This is a genomic window from Robertmurraya korlensis NBRC 107688 (genome assembly GCF_001591645.1).
Lineage (GTDB): Bacteria > Bacillota > Bacilli > Bacillales > Cytobacillaceae > Robertmurraya_A.
The window spans coordinates 703,169-717,362 of sequence record NZ_BCVH01000001.1 but is presented as its reverse complement, the minus strand read 5'-3'; the positions used below and the strand labels follow the sequence as shown (position 1 = coordinate 717,362).

Sequence of the window (14,194 nt, the reverse complement as noted above, 5' to 3'; positions counted from 1 at the left end):
TTTCCCCCATTCTTTCATTTATAAATTTAACTTTTCAAAATTGGTCAGGATCATATTTTTCGTTGTCAGATAATGTTCATCCATTAAAGCAATAGCTAAAGTTGCATTATCCCCCTTAATCGCTTCTGTAATTGCCTTATGTTCTTGATATGATTTTTCCCTCACATTTTCATTAACCAAATCCCCGATTTGGTAGTACGTCGTAACGACAATATCTAACTGTGCTTGAAGTGGAGAAAAGAGCTCTAGAAGCTTTCTATTATCAGAGTGTTTCCGAATCATTTGATGAAATTCACTTACATGATATCTGTAGGTACCTTCATCTCCTGACTCATAAGACTTTTTATGTTGTTCTAGTTCATGTTCAAGATCTGCCACCAATTCATTGATCTTTCCATGTTCCATTGCACCTCTTAAAGCGAATAAATCGAGATAGTGACATAAATCAATGATCTCTAGTACATCTTTTTTGGAAAACTCCACCACCTTTACACCAACATTTGAAATAAATTCTACCAAACCCTCTTGGTGCAATCGATTAAGTGCTTCTCGAATGGGTGTCTGACTGGTACCAAACTGTTCTTTTAATGAATTAATATTTATCTTTTCGTCCTTAGGGAACTGAAGAGTAATAATGCTTTCCCGTAAGGATTGGTAGATCTGATCTGTCATTGATTTTTTAAGGACATTTCTAATCATGTGATAGCCTCCTTCTTGAATATTTTCATTATCGATTAATCACTATACAGATAGTAGAAATGTTACTATAAAATATATTATATATTATTATAAATATTCTGACAAATATAAAATATATTTTTTATGAGATTGGACGGTAAAAAGAGCCTATAAAATTTTTATAGACTCTTCCTAAAGGTTATCTTTTTAAAGCGTATTAATTCTCCCCTATAGGCTAACAAAGAAGAATAAAACAATTATACCTTAAATTTTAAACTTACCTACCACTACTTTTAAATCCTCAGCCATCTGTGCCAGAGACCGAGCGGATGCATCAATTTCCTCAATAGAAGCAAGCTGTTCTTCTGTTGATGCAGCAACTTCCTCAGAAACTGCCGCATTGGTTTCTGCTAATTTAGAGATTTCTATAGCTGAATTTGTTACTTCATCAATACTTGCTGATATTTGTTGAACGGTTGCTGTTACTTGCTCAATTTGAGGAGTCATATGTCTAGTGCTATCCAAAATTTGAGAAAACTTATTTGCTGTTTGTTCGGAGACCTTTACTCCCTCTTCTGCATTCTTTACGACTTCATCCATGATTTGAACAGATTCTTCTGTGTCTTTTTGAATAAAGGCGATTAATTCTGCAATATTTTTCGCAGATACTTGCGATTGCTCAGCTAACTTACGAACTTCTTCAGCAACTACCGCAAAGCCCTTTCCATGTTCACCAGCTCTTGCTGCCTCAATGGTTGCATTTAAGGCTAAAAGATTCGTTTGATCGGCAATTCCACTAATAACATCTAAAATGCTACCAATTTCTTTTGAACGAATAGATAAAGAAGAGATCACTTGATTCGAACGATCAATGGATTGATGGATAAATCTCATTTGATTCAAGTTCTTTTCAACAAACTGACTGCCTTCTTCCGCTTCTTGTGATGTTTTTCTTGATAATTCGGATACGCCAGACGAGCTTTCTGAAATATGGAAGACACCTTGTGAAATTTCTTTTAATGAATCAGCGTTATTGGATAGTTTTGTTGTTGTTTCCTCTGCCCCGCTAGCGATTTCCTGGATAGCGGATGCAACGGTTTCTGTTGCTTTGCTAGATTGTTCAGCACTTGCATTTAATTGTTCTGCAGAAGCTGCTACTTGGTCGGAATTTTCCGCAATGGAACGAATCATATCCCGTAAGTTGATGGTCATCTGTTCAAATGATTTGTTTAAGTCGTAAATCTCATCCTTACTCTTAATGGTAAGAGGCTCGACTTGCAAATTCCCTGAGGAAACTTGTTTGGCTACAGTACCTAATTTGACGATTGGCCTTGAAATCAAGAGTGAGATAAACACTCCACTACCAATGGAAATCATGGTCGCAATAATACTGAGTAATAAAAGAGTAAACATCGCTTGTTCTGAATTCTTTTGTGTTTCTTCATATCTAACATCTAATATGTCATTTTTTAACCAATCGTGCATCGAAAGGGTTTCTTCATTAAGACTATTGCTAATAGGAACAATTAACCTTAGCCCGTCATCAAGTGCCTTTTCTTTATCCGTCACACTATCATCGATGATTTGGTTGACAGTATCACTAAATTCAGTGTTAAGCTGTTGAATTGATGCTAGTCTATCTCGGGTTTCCTGTAGGGTGGATAGTTTTTCTGCTACTTTTATTGACTGGTTTATTCTAGTATTGGCATCATTCATTAATTCTTTATATTTTTCATTATCTTCATACAGCATATATGCACGATAATAGCCTGTTTGTAACGCCTGATCTGTTTGAATCGACTGGGTGATGGCTCTAAGTTCTGTAACCGTCTCTATTACATATTCATAGGACTCGTTTGAGTTCTTCATATTAAAATATGAAATGCAGGAAGCTACTCCGAAAATTAGGGAGATAATTAGAAAACTCCCTATTAATTTCTGTTTGATTGTTAGATTCATGATTGAATTTCCCCTTTTTATTTAAATCTGCGTCTCCCGTAAAGACGTATAAAACACCTGTAGAATTCTACAGGTGTTGCACATGAATTGGTGCAACTGGCTGGCATAGTCTACCCTTAAGACGTTAGCCCCTTTAGTTTTGCGTCCTTTCTTTTAAGAAAGTTTGCCCTATAATGTTGTAGAAGATCTGGAAAAAAAGCTCGTATGTAGCCTCTTTGTAGAAGAAAATACGGAACAAGACATACGACCCAATAAAATATAGTAAACCATCACTAGTACTCTAGTCCTATAACAACCTCTTTATACTAGGACAATAGTATAAATATGTCAATTAAGTTTGTTTTTATGATTTTGAACAGAGAAGTTCTCAACTATAAATTATCTGGAAATGTGGTTTGTCCATTAAAATAACATAATGCATTACAGTCAAAAAAAACTCTTCCTAGAATAGAAGAGTTTTAAATGCGTATCCTTATTGTTTAAAATTAGTTACATAAAAAAATTATTTTATCTATAAATTATACGAACGTATGAAAAGTATTCCCAGGTATGTATTGTTACGCAAATAATAATGAAAGTTACGCATAAATCTTTAAACTTACGCATAAAGTCTTCATTTTCACGCATATAACATAGAAACTATCTTTCTGTTTATTTTGCATTCTCATCTGGTTGATGAATACCGAACACATTTCCTTCCGTATCTAGATAATATCCCTGCCATGCCATACCAGGAAGAGCGTGCTTCGGTAATGCAACCTTGCCTCCATGTGTAAGAATTTTTGCTTCAATAGAATCGTAATCTTCTACTCCCATTGTACAAGTATAGCCATTTAAAGCTTGATTGGGTTCAGGAGGGGGACCTTGACGTTGCATCAAAGCTCCGTTAATTCCAAGTTCCTTTTCCTCACCAGTGACAGCACCGAAATAAGCAACTCCTGCATACTCACTCCAGTCTTGAAAGGTCCATCCAAATACTTCTCCATAAAACTTTATAGCCCGTTCCATGTTTTCTACGTGAATCTCGAAATGAATTGGTCTCCCCATGATTTCCTCCTATTTATTGAAAAATTTTATATTAAAATCGAATCTATTAAGAATTCTCGGAAAATAAGGGTACTCCTTTATTATTGTAACAAGTAGACGAATTTATTCTTTTTATCGATTGTTTTTAGTACGAGTCATTGTTTTTAGATGATTTGAAATCAATTCTCTAAATTGTTTTGCATATCTCTATACGGTAGAATGGAGCAACAAGATAAATATAAGAACAATGGTTTCTTCTCAACTATTTCCAAGTAAGGTCCCTATCCATATAACTTACGTACTCCTTTTATTTCATCTTCTCGGCATTTTCTTCTATGAGAGACGAAATGATATCTATACGATTCGTCCATATCCCTCCACTATAATTTTTAGGAATACGCTCCAAATCTTGTACTGTATCAAAACCTTCTGACCAACCACCATTTCCAGCAACAAGAATAACCCTTGAATTTACATCTTCCATTCTATTAAGGAACTTTCCAGGAAAGCCCCATAAATAGTTAGCATATGCTTCTGGAATATGAAATTGCGTATTTGTACAAGAAGACGGGACATATCCTGTCCAACCAATTATTATATACGGTAATAGACAACTTTTCATCGTCTTTTTTGACATTACACGCATATTAGGAATTTCTTCTTTTAAAGCGGCAATCGGTTCGTCCCCTCCATAAACAGCTAGATTTGATAGTCTATTATCAAGGTACTTAGAAAGGTATTCTGCTAGTTGTACCCCCTCATTCCCACCGTTACTTTTGATATGTATGAGAAAAGACTTCTCAGGGAAAGACGACAGAACTTCATTTAGTGTTGGCATTAGCCTGATCCCTTTTCCACGAAAAGGATACGATTCACCGTTATCAGCAGTATATCCATACCCTATATCTAGTTGCTTCAGTTCTTCCATTGTAAAATCCCTGGTCGTTCCTATGCCATTTGTTCTACAATCGAGTATCCAATCATGGAAAATCGCAAACTCTCCATCTTTCGTTAGTTGGACATCAATTTCCACCATATCAGCCCCTGCGTCGAACGCTGCTTTCATTGAAGGAATGGTATTTTCTATATATAGATGTTCTGGTTCGTAAATTCGCTCTGCTGTACAAGTCTCGGCAGTAATACCCTCCATATCAAATGTCTGGGCAAGTCCGCGATGAGCTAAAAGAAATGGTCCTCCATTACGCTCCTCCATAGTGAAAGAACTATTATTAACAAAAATAAATACGATTAAAAATAGGATGAAAAATAATACTCTTTTTAAAACTCTTTTCAATTTCAAATAATATCCCCCATTTTTCAATCAAACCTAGTCGTCTCAAAACCATCCATTATATCTTCTAATTCTGTTAAAAAGGTAATATATACAGGTCCAGGAATTCGTTCTGCGAAGCTTTTAATCACAGGTAATTCCTCTGCCTCTTCCACCGTTTCAGGCTTCTCCTCCAGACGGTTCCACCATGCCTTTAATTCATCAATAAATTCATAAAAGTATCGTTCAAATCTCTCAGCCCACTCTGCTCCTTCATCGCCTTCTGTCTTTTGCATCATGGACCAAGCTTCAAGAGCGGTATCGAAGTATTCGTTCATTTTATCCATATAAACCCTCCTCCTAAATACATTCCATTGGGATTGTTTCTTACCTAGAGTTTATAATACTATCTAGAATTTGTTAAACTTAAAGAAAAATATTGTAGGTGTAAGAAATGAAGACCAAACAAGAAATTCGTGAAGAAAAGTGGAGCTATTTAACGGAACATAAATTAGGGAGATTTCCCTTCCCGTTACAAAATCGGATTCCTAATTTTAAAGGAGCAGAAAAGGCTGCGCACTTTGTTACGACGATGCCTGAGTATCAACAAGCAAAAGTCATTAAAGTGAATCCAGACTCTCCGCAACTGCCTATCCGAACACAAATATTAAAGGATGGTAAAACCTTACTAGTCCCTACCCCTAGACTCAAAGCTGGATTTATCATGGTAAAGCCTGAATGGGTACCGAACGGTGAAGAGCGAAAGGCCGCCAGTCTTTCACATATCAATTCCTACGGCAAGGAAATCTCACTTTCTGAGATGCCAAGAATAGATTTGTTCTTTACTGGCTCGGTGGCCCTTCATAGGGATGGAAGAAGAGTGGGAAAAGGCGAAGGATACTCGGACCGTGAATATGCTATTATTAGAGAGCTCGGAAACCCAGATGTTCCAATTATTGGAACCATTCATAGTTGTCAATTAACGGAGCATGAGATCCCGAGAGATGCATTTGACTTAACCGTCGATTGGATCGCTACTGAGACGGAATTAATCAAGACCAATTCCCCTTATAAAAAGCCAAGTGGGATTCAGTGGGAGCTTGTGACGGAGGAGGAATTAGAGGAAATGCCTGTATTAAAAGAGATACGGGATTTAACCAGAAAATAAGGAAAAGCCATCATAAGAATGCATAAAATAGAACCCTTTGAATGTCAGCAGAGTTTCAGAGGGTTCTTTATTAAGGTTGGAATTTAATCACTATGAGGTTTTAAAAAAAGTGGCTATTGGCAAAGGGTTATTGCTCGTTAATAATCTCAAGTACATGTTAATGTTGTTTTGGAACCGAAGATATATGTTTGATTTCACTACTTAATTCTATCTTTACTTCGTCAAGCTTTTTCATCATTGTCCCATAATAAAAAGCTACCTCTTTTCTCATCTCTCTCTGCTCTACTTTCATTTCGGTTTGCTCTATTTTGATATCCTGTATATCTTTTCTCATATCTAATTGATTATTTTCAACCGCTTGGAGCTTATCAAGTATTTGCTGCAGCATTAGTTCCATCTTTTTCACTCCTATCGATACTAGTTATTTTACTTCATGGTAATAGTTTGTACTACTGGATGGTTAATTCTTACTACAAAATAGAGAAGCAGAGGAAATCCCTCTGCCCCACTTTAGGTAGAAACCTGATTAAACACCCACAACTTCCTTTTCAAATACCTTGTCAGGTGAAATAAATTGATATCCAAGATCTTTTGCTACTGCTTCGTAGGTGATTTCGCCTTTTGCCACGTTCAATCCGGCCTTTAAGGATTGATTTTCAAATAGAGCTTGAACCACACCTTTGTTAGCAATCTGTAAGGCGTAAGGTACGGTAACATTAGTTAAGGCGATGGTGGATGTTCTTGGAACCGCACCAGGCATATTTGCCACTGCATAATGAACGACACCATGTTTTTCATAGGTTGGGTTGTCATGTGTAGTAATATGATCAACGGTTTCTACAATCCCACCTTGATCGATCGCTACATCTACAATCACAGAACCAGGTTTCATGGCTTTTACCATTTCTTCCGTCACCAGTTTAGGAGCTTTTGCACCTGGAATTAATACTGCTCCGATAAGGAGGTCAGCTTCTGCAACTGCTTTGGCAATATTTAATGGGTTGGACATTAAGGTTTGAATTTCTTTACCAAAGATATCGTCTAATTGGCGTAACCGATCAGCGCTCAAATCAATAATCGTGACATTTGCGCCTAATCCAATTGCCATTTTCGCCGCGTTTGTCCCCACTACGCCGCCACCGATGATGGTAACCTTTCCGCGACTTACCCCAGGCACACCTGATAGTAGAATTCCTTTGCCACCATTAGATTTTTGGAGGAATTGAGCGCCAATTTGGGAGGCCATACGTCCTGCTACCTCACTCATTGGAGTTAGTAGAGGAAGCGTACGGTTTGCTTCAACTGTTTCATAAGCGATGGCAATCACTCCCTTATCCTTTAGTGCTTGAGCTAATGATGGCTCTGCTGCTAAGTGTAAGTAAGTAAATAGGATTAACCCTTCGCGAAAATAATTATATTCACTAGGAAGAGGCTCTTTTACTTTCATAATCATTTCAGCTGCCGCCCATACATCACTAGCATTTTCCATAATCTCTGCACCCATATTTGCGTATTCTTCATTTGTAAAACCACTTTCAAGCCCGGCATCCTTCTCAATAATCACCTGATGTCCAGCGTTAAGAAGAGAAATCAAGCCAGCTGGTGTAAGAGCTACACGGTTTTCGTTGTTTTTAATTTCTTTAGGCACTCCAATAATCATTTGATCTTCCTCCAATTTGTAAGTATATGATCTGATTTAAAGATACATCGATTGGTCATCACCATCATTGGACAGTGTGTAATATATAAAACTATTTATTTTTTACATTTTTAAAATTCTTGAAGATAAAAAAAAACAGATGTTATGAAATCATCTGTTCTTTAACCAGCTTAAGACTATAGCGATATCGTGTTATTTTTTTGTTGGATAGGTGGGTTCGTTTCTTCATACTCATTTTCCCAAAAGTCCGCACCTTTGATTCCGAGCTTTGTAGGATTAAATACCGGATCAAGCCCAGCCTTTTTCTGCGTTTCATAATCCTTTAATACTTTTACGGCTGTTTTGGTGAGGAAGAAGATTGCTGTCAGGTTGACCCAAGCCATTGCACCCATCCCTAAGTCCCCCATAGCCCATATCGTACCTGCCGTTTTTACGCTACCATAAAAGACAGTCGCCATTAAAAGAACTCTTAATGCGTGAAATACCCAACTATGATTTAATTTGAGAAAAGCCAGATTCGTTTCTGCTTTATAATAATAGGAAACTAATGTCGTAAAACAGAAGAAACATAGAGCGAATGCAAGGAAGGCTGCACCAAAATTAGGAAGTACAGATTCAACTGCTAGCTGTGTATAAAGAGAGGGTTCAACGTTCCCTAAATTATTCGTAACAGGATCCATACCATCTGGCTTCACGTCATACATGCCTGTGATCAGAATCATAAACGCAGTCGCGGAACAAATAAGAAGGGTATCAATATAAACAGAGAAGGCTTGAACCAAACCTTGTTTCGCTGGGTGGGATACTTCTGTTGCCCCAGATTCAAAGGTTTCACTACCAATACCTGCACCGTTAGAATAGACACCTCTTTGAACACCCCACGCGATGGCGGATCCAATTAATCCCCCAAACGTCGAATTCAAACTAAAAGCACTAGAAAAAATAAGAGATAAAACAGCAGGAATTTGAGATATATTCATAAGAAGAAGGATTAGACAAACGGCTAAATACCCAATGGCCATAAACGGTACGATGATTTGAGCGGTCTTAGCAATACGCTTGATCCCACCAAAAATAATAGCGCCAAGCAGGATGACTACAACGCTCCCTGTTATAATTGGTGAGATTCCAAATGCATTATTCACTGATAATGCAATGGTATTGGCTTGTACTCCCGGCCATAAACAGCCCATTACCAGTAAGGTGATGATAGCAGATACGACAGCAAACCACTTTAAATTTAACCCTTTTTCAATAAAATAAGGTGTCCCCCCTCTGTACTCGCCATTAATTTTGCTTTTATATACTTGAGTGAGGGTGATTTCAATGAATGAAGTGGCACTTCCTAGGAATGCGGCTACCCACATCCAGAAAACAGCACCCGGTCCTCCTAACGCGATAGCGGTTGCTACCCCCGCTATATTACCGGTACCTACTCTACTGCCTAATGACATGGTTAACGCTTGAAAAGAAGATACCCCAGCTTTAGAGCCTTGTCCTTCAAAGGTCAACTTGATCATATCTTTTAAAAACCTTACTTGTACGAAACGGGTCAAAATCGTATATAGTAATCCTAAACCTAGGAACATATACACCAATACCGGACTCCAGACATACCCATTTAACCAATTTACCATTTCATTCATATTCAATAGAATCCCCCTGTTCAAATTATTTTTTTGGAATTTTGAATCCTCTCCTCCCTTCTTTATTTTGAATTAACTTTAGATCCAACCATGATGTTAACGCTTACAAGTCTATGAAGTTCTTTATTCTCCCTAATGGTTCTCTCTTAAAATCCTATACACTATTGTTGCTAGCGTATTTATAAGAGGAGTGTGTACCATTTCATTTAATATAATAAATATTCAGAAATTTTTAACTGGACACAGTGTCAAAAATTGTTCACCTTTCATCTTACACGACTAGGATGTATATATTTGGTCTCTCCATTTTTAGACATAGAAAACGGATATTTCCCTTTGAAGGAAGGAAACATCCGTTTTTTTTAATCATACTAGTCTCATTCAAAGATATCTCTAGCTAGAATGTAATTTACATATTCCTTGGCGCTTTCTTTTATCTCTTCGTCCAATGCTGTATAGGTTCCATTAAAAAGATAAGCAGGTAAAAATTTGGTTCCAATTAAATTGCTAGTTGCTTGGAATGGTTTTAACAGTTCACTCATGGAGTATTGGTTACGACCACCAGCTTGATATCTTTCTTTTGCACTACCCGTTGTTACGGCTAAGATCAGTTCTTTTTTATGTAATTTATTCCCGTTTGTTCCGTATGCCCATCCATGAGTAAGTACTTCATCCTGCCATTTTTTTAGCAATGGAGGAGAGCTATACCAATAAAACGGAAATTGCCAGACGATTCGATCATGCTCCTCACATAGCCTCTGTTCTCTTGTAATATCAATCTGTTCATTTGGATATTCCTTATATAATTCGTTAACCGTGATGTCTGGATGCTTTCTTATTTCTTCTAGCCATGCTCGGTTCACTACAGATTTTTCAATCGTTGGATGAGCTACGATTACTAACACCTTCATTTGTAAAACCTCCATATTACGTAAGAATTGTAATACCCGTATTAGTCGCTTATCTAATACGGGAGGTAGGATTTAGACTGAAATTTTTTCTTCAAAAACATTATTCCCTTTATCATAAAGTTCTTCACGTTCTCTTTCAATTCCTGCTTGAAATTGAATAAGTGCGTTACGTCTTGTGTCGATTACCTCTTTCTTAGCAATATCAATAATCTCGTCGGCCCGTTGTTTAATCGCATGTAGCTCACGTGCAACCGACAGACCCGCCACTGTGCCCTGTGCCCTAGCTACTTTCGCACTTTCCACACCTGTAATATTCCCTGCCACATATAAACCTTTGAGGTTTGTCTGCATACATTCATTGTGAATAGGGATATGACCACCCAATTCAGGAATGTAACGGAATGAACAGCCCGCAACAGAAGCAAGTTCAGACATTGGAGTAAGTCCACCAGCAATACAGACAAAATCAGCAGACAATACTTTTTCCGTTCCAGGTACTACCTCTCCTGTTGCTGAAATGTCAGCAATACGCACCCCTTCAACTTGATATTCCCCAAGGATTTCAAGAGCTGTTTTGCGTAGTTGAATAGGAATTCCCCACATTTTAAATCCATTTCTCGGGTACAATCTTGCACCGATCTTTGGATTGACCCATTTTCCGCCGAATCTAATAAGAGGGGAAGGTGCTAGGTGAGTTAATCGTAGAAGGGATTCCATCATTTTTTCTGGATGGGCACTATCTCCCGAGACAAAACTTGACTGCGGAAGTAAGATGCTTTCAATATGGACTCCACATAGCTGTAATTCTCTCGCAATCGCTACAGAAAGGACATTCACCCCAATAATAATTCCTTTCTCTCCCGGCTTCACACGATGGACGTTCCCCATGACCTGTGCGGCTCCAATGCTCATCACACCTGGAAGGGTCCATCCTGGAACAGGAATAGGTGTTTCCGATGCACCTGTTGCAAGCAACAAGCACTCGGTTTCATAGATTTGGTCGGTCGTATAGACACACCAACCACTTTCCAATTTTGCTATATCATATACAGATACCCCGCACTTGATCTTTACGCCCAGTTGAAGGGCACGGTAATACAGTTTCTGTGCTTCTGCAATTCCATTTACCCATTTCCCATCTGGCTCTTCATGCAGCTGCCCTAATAAACGGCCCCCTGGCTTGACAAACTCATCTAATACACACACTTCTAATCCATATTCAGCAGCAGAAATCGCAGCACCTAATCCAGCTGGACCTGCACCAACAATCACAAGGTCAATCATAATTCCCCTCCTGACTCAATGCGCATATCGCCTTCTACTGGAGTTAAACACGCACGAACGGTATTTTTCCCATTTACTCTTACACGACACTCAAAGCAATGACCAATATTACAATAAATTCCTCTAGGAGTCCCTTTGTCCTCCTGGTGACGAAGTGTTCGAACTCCGGATGCAAGCAGAGCTGAAGCAATTGTATCTCCTTCAAAGGCTGGGTATGGTACATCATCGAAAGTAATCGTCACTTGCTTTTTATTTTCCAGAGTACCTAATATCGGATGATCAGTGACTCTCATAGAATTCATTTTGGTTCCCCTCCTAATATTCCAAATGAAACGGGACGGACAGGAGGTCGATAACTCAGAGATACATCATTAGAAATTTTTGGCCCACCCAATTGCTCGACTAATCGATCGATCATACAGCGACACGTTCTTCCCCCGCAAGGACCCATCCCTGCACGGGTTCGCAGCTTTACTTCACGAGAGGAACATTGAAAACGCTCGACCGTTTCTTTTATTTCTTTTAAAGTGATCTCTTCACATCTACATATAACGGTTTGATCCCCACTCATACCAATTCTCCCCCATAACATACAGATTTTCCTAATAAAAAAACATCAACATTCGGCTGGAAAAAATAGATGTGCAACCAACTATTTTTACGCAGATGATAACGTTGATGCCTCTCACGTAAAGCAGCACATCATAAAATTGAAGGAATACGTGGTGCCTATGTGTTTTACGCTATCTGTCACTTACTCTATGCCAATTTTAAAATGTATTTAAATAAATCCATAATAAGGTCTTTGACTCGTAGCAAAATGAGCCCATCTAATCATCGTAATAAAATCAAATACGGGAAGTTTCACTACTCTTTGAATATCCGCTGCATACGGCGGTAGATCGCTGCATTCTAATAAAATCGCCCCGATATCCGGATTTTCCCTAACCATATCAACTGCGGCAGCTACTACTTCTTGCCTTACCTTTTCATTATCAAATGATCCTCGGCTCTCAATGATTGCAGAGAATTCAGGTAATCTCCCCAAATCTCTTACGACACAAATAGACGGATCATCGATGCCACAGCTTTTGAATAAATTAGGTGTAATTCCATGGGCGTCTGCAGTCAACATCCCAATTTTTTGTGAGGGCTTTAACCCCGTTTTAATCCAAGGCACTTGAACAACACTGGAAAGATACACGGGAATATCTACCGCAGCAGCCACTTTATCTTGGAAATTCCCAAAAAATCCACATGCTGCACAAATCGCACGTGCTCCCTCTTTTTCAAATTGCTGTGCAGCTTTGATAATATCGTCAAGTAAGGTAGGATCTCCTACATGAATTCTGTCTTGGTTACAATTTGGTACCACTTTTAGTTGAACAGGAAAGTCATAGGTAGAGAGATTGGCTACGTTTCCTGGTAATACCGGGTACCAGCACTCATCTAAATAAAGGATTCCAACTGAGTAACCCGCCACATATTGGCCTTTTTTCATGGTAATAATCGAACTCTCTTGGTCTCTTCCCAAATACCCATATTCCCGGTCATCACGTAAGGTTTTACTAATCAATTTCGGCTCCTCCTTATAAATTCAGAGAATACATAACGTATTCTCTGAATCTATGAATCACTTTATTATTTACACACCCGAAACAATCGATTGTTCCTGTGATTTCACTTCATATCCTAGCTTGATTAGTTCCCCTTTAATCTGTGCAATCAATTCTTCGGTAGGTTGCGTTAAAGGCTTTCTCACTTTTCCACCTTTGATTCCGATCAAATCCATACCCGCTTTTACCGGTCCTGGATATGGGTTACCTTCCGCCTCCATTAGACTATAAATACCAGACAATTTTTGATTTAATTCACGAGCAGCAACTAGATCACGCTTCTCAACTACTAGCTCATATAGCTCTACTAGTTCCTTAGGAAGCAAATTCACAAGAATTCCAAACGCACCTTGTCCTCCGATAGAGAAAGTAGGAAGGATGAAATGTTCTTCACCAGTAAACACCGTAAAGTTTTCCACATCCTTCGTTAGAGTCAATACCTGACATAGGTGACCAAAGTCTGCCGATTCTTTCACACTAACGATGTTGTCTTCCTGACTTAATTCATAAATCATTTCTGGAGAGATGGTCACGCTCGTTGCACCAGGATAATTGTAGATGACGATTCCGACATTGGAATTTGCGGCTACTTCTTTAAAGAAATCACGAATGCCTTCTTCACTTGTCTTATGATAATAAGGAGGTAGTACTAGTCCCCATGTAGCGCCACAATCGGCTGCATAATTAGCAAGTTCAATCGTTTCTTTTGCTGTAGAACATCCAACGCCTGCCATAACTGGTACTCTACCAGCGGCATATTCACAGCCAGCCTTGATCAAGCTTTTACGTTCTTCTAATGACATCACATGATATTCTCCTGTCGTACCTCCAACGAGAAGACCATGGACTCCATTTTCTACTTGAAAGTCGATTACTTTCTTATAAGACGAAAAATCAATGCTTTCATCCTCATGGAAAGGGGTAATTAAAGGGACAAAAATTCCTTTTGGGGCAATACTCATTATTATTTCCTCCT

At 38.5% G+C, this 14,194-nt stretch carries 15 protein-coding genes and 1 riboswitch; of the genes, 1 reads left to right on the top strand and 14 read right to left on the bottom strand.

The window, feature by feature from the left end:
• Window positions 1-18: 18 nt before the first annotated feature.
• From BKO01S_RS03555 to BKO01S_RS03535, 5 genes are all read right to left on the bottom strand, one after another.
• Window positions 19-699 carry a GntR family transcriptional regulator gene (locus BKO01S_RS03555; protein ID WP_066048689.1) on the bottom strand — a complete coding sequence of 227 codons (681 nt, stop codon included), beginning with the start codon at window positions 697-699 and terminating at the stop codon, window positions 19-21.
• Between the two features lie 243 nt (window positions 700-942).
• Window positions 943-2,637 carry a methyl-accepting chemotaxis protein gene (locus BKO01S_RS03550; protein ID WP_066048684.1) on the bottom strand — a complete coding sequence of 565 codons (1,695 nt, stop codon included), beginning with the start codon at window positions 2,635-2,637 and terminating at the stop codon, window positions 943-945.
• 88 nt (window positions 2,638-2,725) lie between these two features.
• Window positions 2,726-2,815, bottom strand: a riboswitch (cyclic di-GMP riboswitch).
• A 473-nt stretch (window positions 2,816-3,288) separates the two neighbouring features.
• The gene (locus tag BKO01S_RS03545; RefSeq protein WP_066048680.1) at window positions 3,289-3,684 is read right to left on the bottom strand and encodes a VOC family protein; all 396 of its coding nucleotides are present in this window, start codon (window positions 3,682-3,684) and stop codon (window positions 3,289-3,291) included.
• Window positions 3,685-3,970: 286 nt separating this feature from the next.
• Entirely contained in the window at window positions 3,971-4,963 is a 993-nt protein-coding gene (locus BKO01S_RS03540) for a glycerophosphodiester phosphodiesterase family protein (protein WP_066048678.1), read from the bottom strand.
• A gap of 17 nt (window positions 4,964-4,980) precedes the next feature.
• Window positions 4,981-5,280 carry a hypothetical protein gene (locus BKO01S_RS03535; protein ID WP_066048673.1) on the bottom strand — a complete coding sequence of 100 codons (300 nt, stop codon included), beginning with the start codon at window positions 5,278-5,280 and terminating at the stop codon, window positions 4,981-4,983.
• A gap of 107 nt (window positions 5,281-5,387) precedes the next feature.
• On the opposite strand from BKO01S_RS03535, the gene BKO01S_RS03530 reads away from it, so the two are divergent.
• The gene (locus tag BKO01S_RS03530; protein ID WP_066048668.1) at window positions 5,388-6,101 is read left to right on the top strand and encodes a 5-formyltetrahydrofolate cyclo-ligase; all 714 of its coding nucleotides are present in this window, start codon (window positions 5,388-5,390) and stop codon (window positions 6,099-6,101) included.
• Between the two features lie 157 nt (window positions 6,102-6,258).
• Here BKO01S_RS03530 and BKO01S_RS03525 read toward each other — a convergent pair whose 3' ends face one another.
• The 9 genes from BKO01S_RS03525 to dapA all read right to left on the bottom strand — a co-directional run bounded on the left by BKO01S_RS03525 (window position 6,259) and on the right by dapA (window position 14,180).
• Window positions 6,259-6,498: a hypothetical protein gene (locus tag BKO01S_RS03525; RefSeq protein ID WP_066048665.1), complete on the bottom strand. Its 240-nt coding sequence runs from the start codon at window positions 6,496-6,498 to the stop codon at window positions 6,259-6,261.
• A gap of 129 nt (window positions 6,499-6,627) precedes the next feature.
• Window positions 6,628-7,761: an alanine dehydrogenase gene (gene ald / locus BKO01S_RS03520; RefSeq protein WP_066048660.1), complete on the bottom strand. Its 1,134-nt coding sequence runs from the start codon at window positions 7,759-7,761 to the stop codon at window positions 6,628-6,630.
• Between the two features lie 176 nt (window positions 7,762-7,937).
• Entirely contained in the window at window positions 7,938-9,407 is a 1,470-nt protein-coding gene (locus tag BKO01S_RS03515; RefSeq protein ID WP_066049562.1) for an alanine/glycine:cation symporter family protein, read from the bottom strand.
• Between the two features lie 377 nt (window positions 9,408-9,784).
• Window positions 9,785-10,318 carry an NAD(P)H-dependent oxidoreductase gene (locus BKO01S_RS03510; RefSeq protein ID WP_066048657.1) on the bottom strand — a complete coding sequence of 178 codons (534 nt, stop codon included), beginning with the start codon at window positions 10,316-10,318 and terminating at the stop codon, window positions 9,785-9,787.
• Window positions 10,319-10,390: 72 nt separating this feature from the next.
• Window positions 10,391-11,602, bottom strand: a complete 1,212-nt coding sequence (locus BKO01S_RS03505) for an NAD(P)/FAD-dependent oxidoreductase (RefSeq protein ID WP_066048655.1) — start codon at window positions 11,600-11,602, stop codon at window positions 10,391-10,393.
• Window positions 11,599-11,904: a (2Fe-2S)-binding protein gene (locus BKO01S_RS03500; RefSeq protein ID WP_066048649.1), complete on the bottom strand. Its 306-nt coding sequence runs from the start codon at window positions 11,902-11,904 to the stop codon at window positions 11,599-11,601. The genes BKO01S_RS03505 and BKO01S_RS03500 overlap by 4 nt, the downstream gene beginning before the upstream one ends.
• Entirely contained in the window at window positions 11,901-12,173 is a 273-nt protein-coding gene (locus tag BKO01S_RS03495) for a (2Fe-2S)-binding protein (RefSeq protein WP_066048647.1), read from the bottom strand. Before BKO01S_RS03495 ends, BKO01S_RS03500 begins: the two co-directional genes overlap by 4 nt.
• A gap of 210 nt (window positions 12,174-12,383) precedes the next feature.
• Entirely contained in the window at window positions 12,384-13,178 is a 795-nt protein-coding gene (locus tag BKO01S_RS03490) for an aspartate/glutamate racemase family protein (protein ID WP_084361928.1), read from the bottom strand.
• 69 nt (window positions 13,179-13,247) lie between these two features.
• Complete coding sequence (dapA, locus tag BKO01S_RS03485; RefSeq protein ID WP_066048645.1) at window positions 13,248-14,180, bottom strand: 4-hydroxy-tetrahydrodipicolinate synthase; 933 nt, start codon at window positions 14,178-14,180, stop codon at window positions 13,248-13,250.
• Window positions 14,181-14,194 lie beyond the last annotated feature (14 nt).

What these genes read in the sequence shown, in the direction of transcription:
- BKO01S_RS03555 (WP_066048689.1), bottom strand. Translation starts at nt 699, where the DNA reads ATGATTAGAAATGTCCTTAAAAAATCAATGACAGATCAGATCTACCAA.
- BKO01S_RS03550 (WP_066048684.1), bottom strand. Translation starts at nt 2,637, where the DNA reads ATGAATCTAACAATCAAACAGAAATTAATAGGGAGTTTTCTAATTATC.
- BKO01S_RS03545 (WP_066048680.1), bottom strand. Translation starts at nt 3,684, where the DNA reads ATGGGGAGACCAATTCATTTCGAGATTCACGTAGAAAACATGGAACGG.
- BKO01S_RS03535 (WP_066048673.1), bottom strand. Translation starts at nt 5,280, where the DNA reads ATGGATAAAATGAACGAATACTTCGATACCGCTCTTGAAGCTTGGTCC.
- BKO01S_RS03530 (WP_066048668.1), top strand. Translation starts at nt 5,388, where the DNA reads ATGAAGACCAAACAAGAAATTCGTGAAGAAAAGTGGAGCTATTTAACG.
- BKO01S_RS03525 (WP_066048665.1), bottom strand. Translation starts at nt 6,498, where the DNA reads ATGGAACTAATGCTGCAGCAAATACTTGATAAGCTCCAAGCGGTTGAA.
- ald (WP_066048660.1), bottom strand. Translation starts at nt 7,761, where the DNA reads ATGATTATTGGAGTGCCTAAAGAAATTAAAAACAACGAAAACCGTGTA.
- BKO01S_RS03515 (WP_066049562.1), bottom strand. Translation starts at nt 9,407, where the DNA reads ATGAATGAAATGGTAAATTGGTTAAATGGGTATGTCTGGAGTCCGGTA.
- BKO01S_RS03510 (WP_066048657.1), bottom strand. Translation starts at nt 10,318, where the DNA reads ATGAAGGTGTTAGTAATCGTAGCTCATCCAACGATTGAAAAATCTGTA.
- BKO01S_RS03505 (WP_066048655.1), bottom strand. Translation starts at nt 11,602, where the DNA reads ATGATTGACCTTGTGATTGTTGGTGCAGGTCCAGCTGGATTAGGTGCT.
- BKO01S_RS03500 (WP_066048649.1), bottom strand. Translation starts at nt 11,904, where the DNA reads ATGAATTCTATGAGAGTCACTGATCATCCGATATTAGGTACTCTGGAA.
- BKO01S_RS03495 (WP_066048647.1), bottom strand. Translation starts at nt 12,173, where the DNA reads ATGAGTGGGGATCAAACCGTTATATGTAGATGTGAAGAGATCACTTTA.
- dapA (WP_066048645.1), bottom strand. Translation starts at nt 14,180, where the DNA reads ATGAGTATTGCCCCAAAAGGAATTTTTGTCCCTTTAATTACCCCTTTC.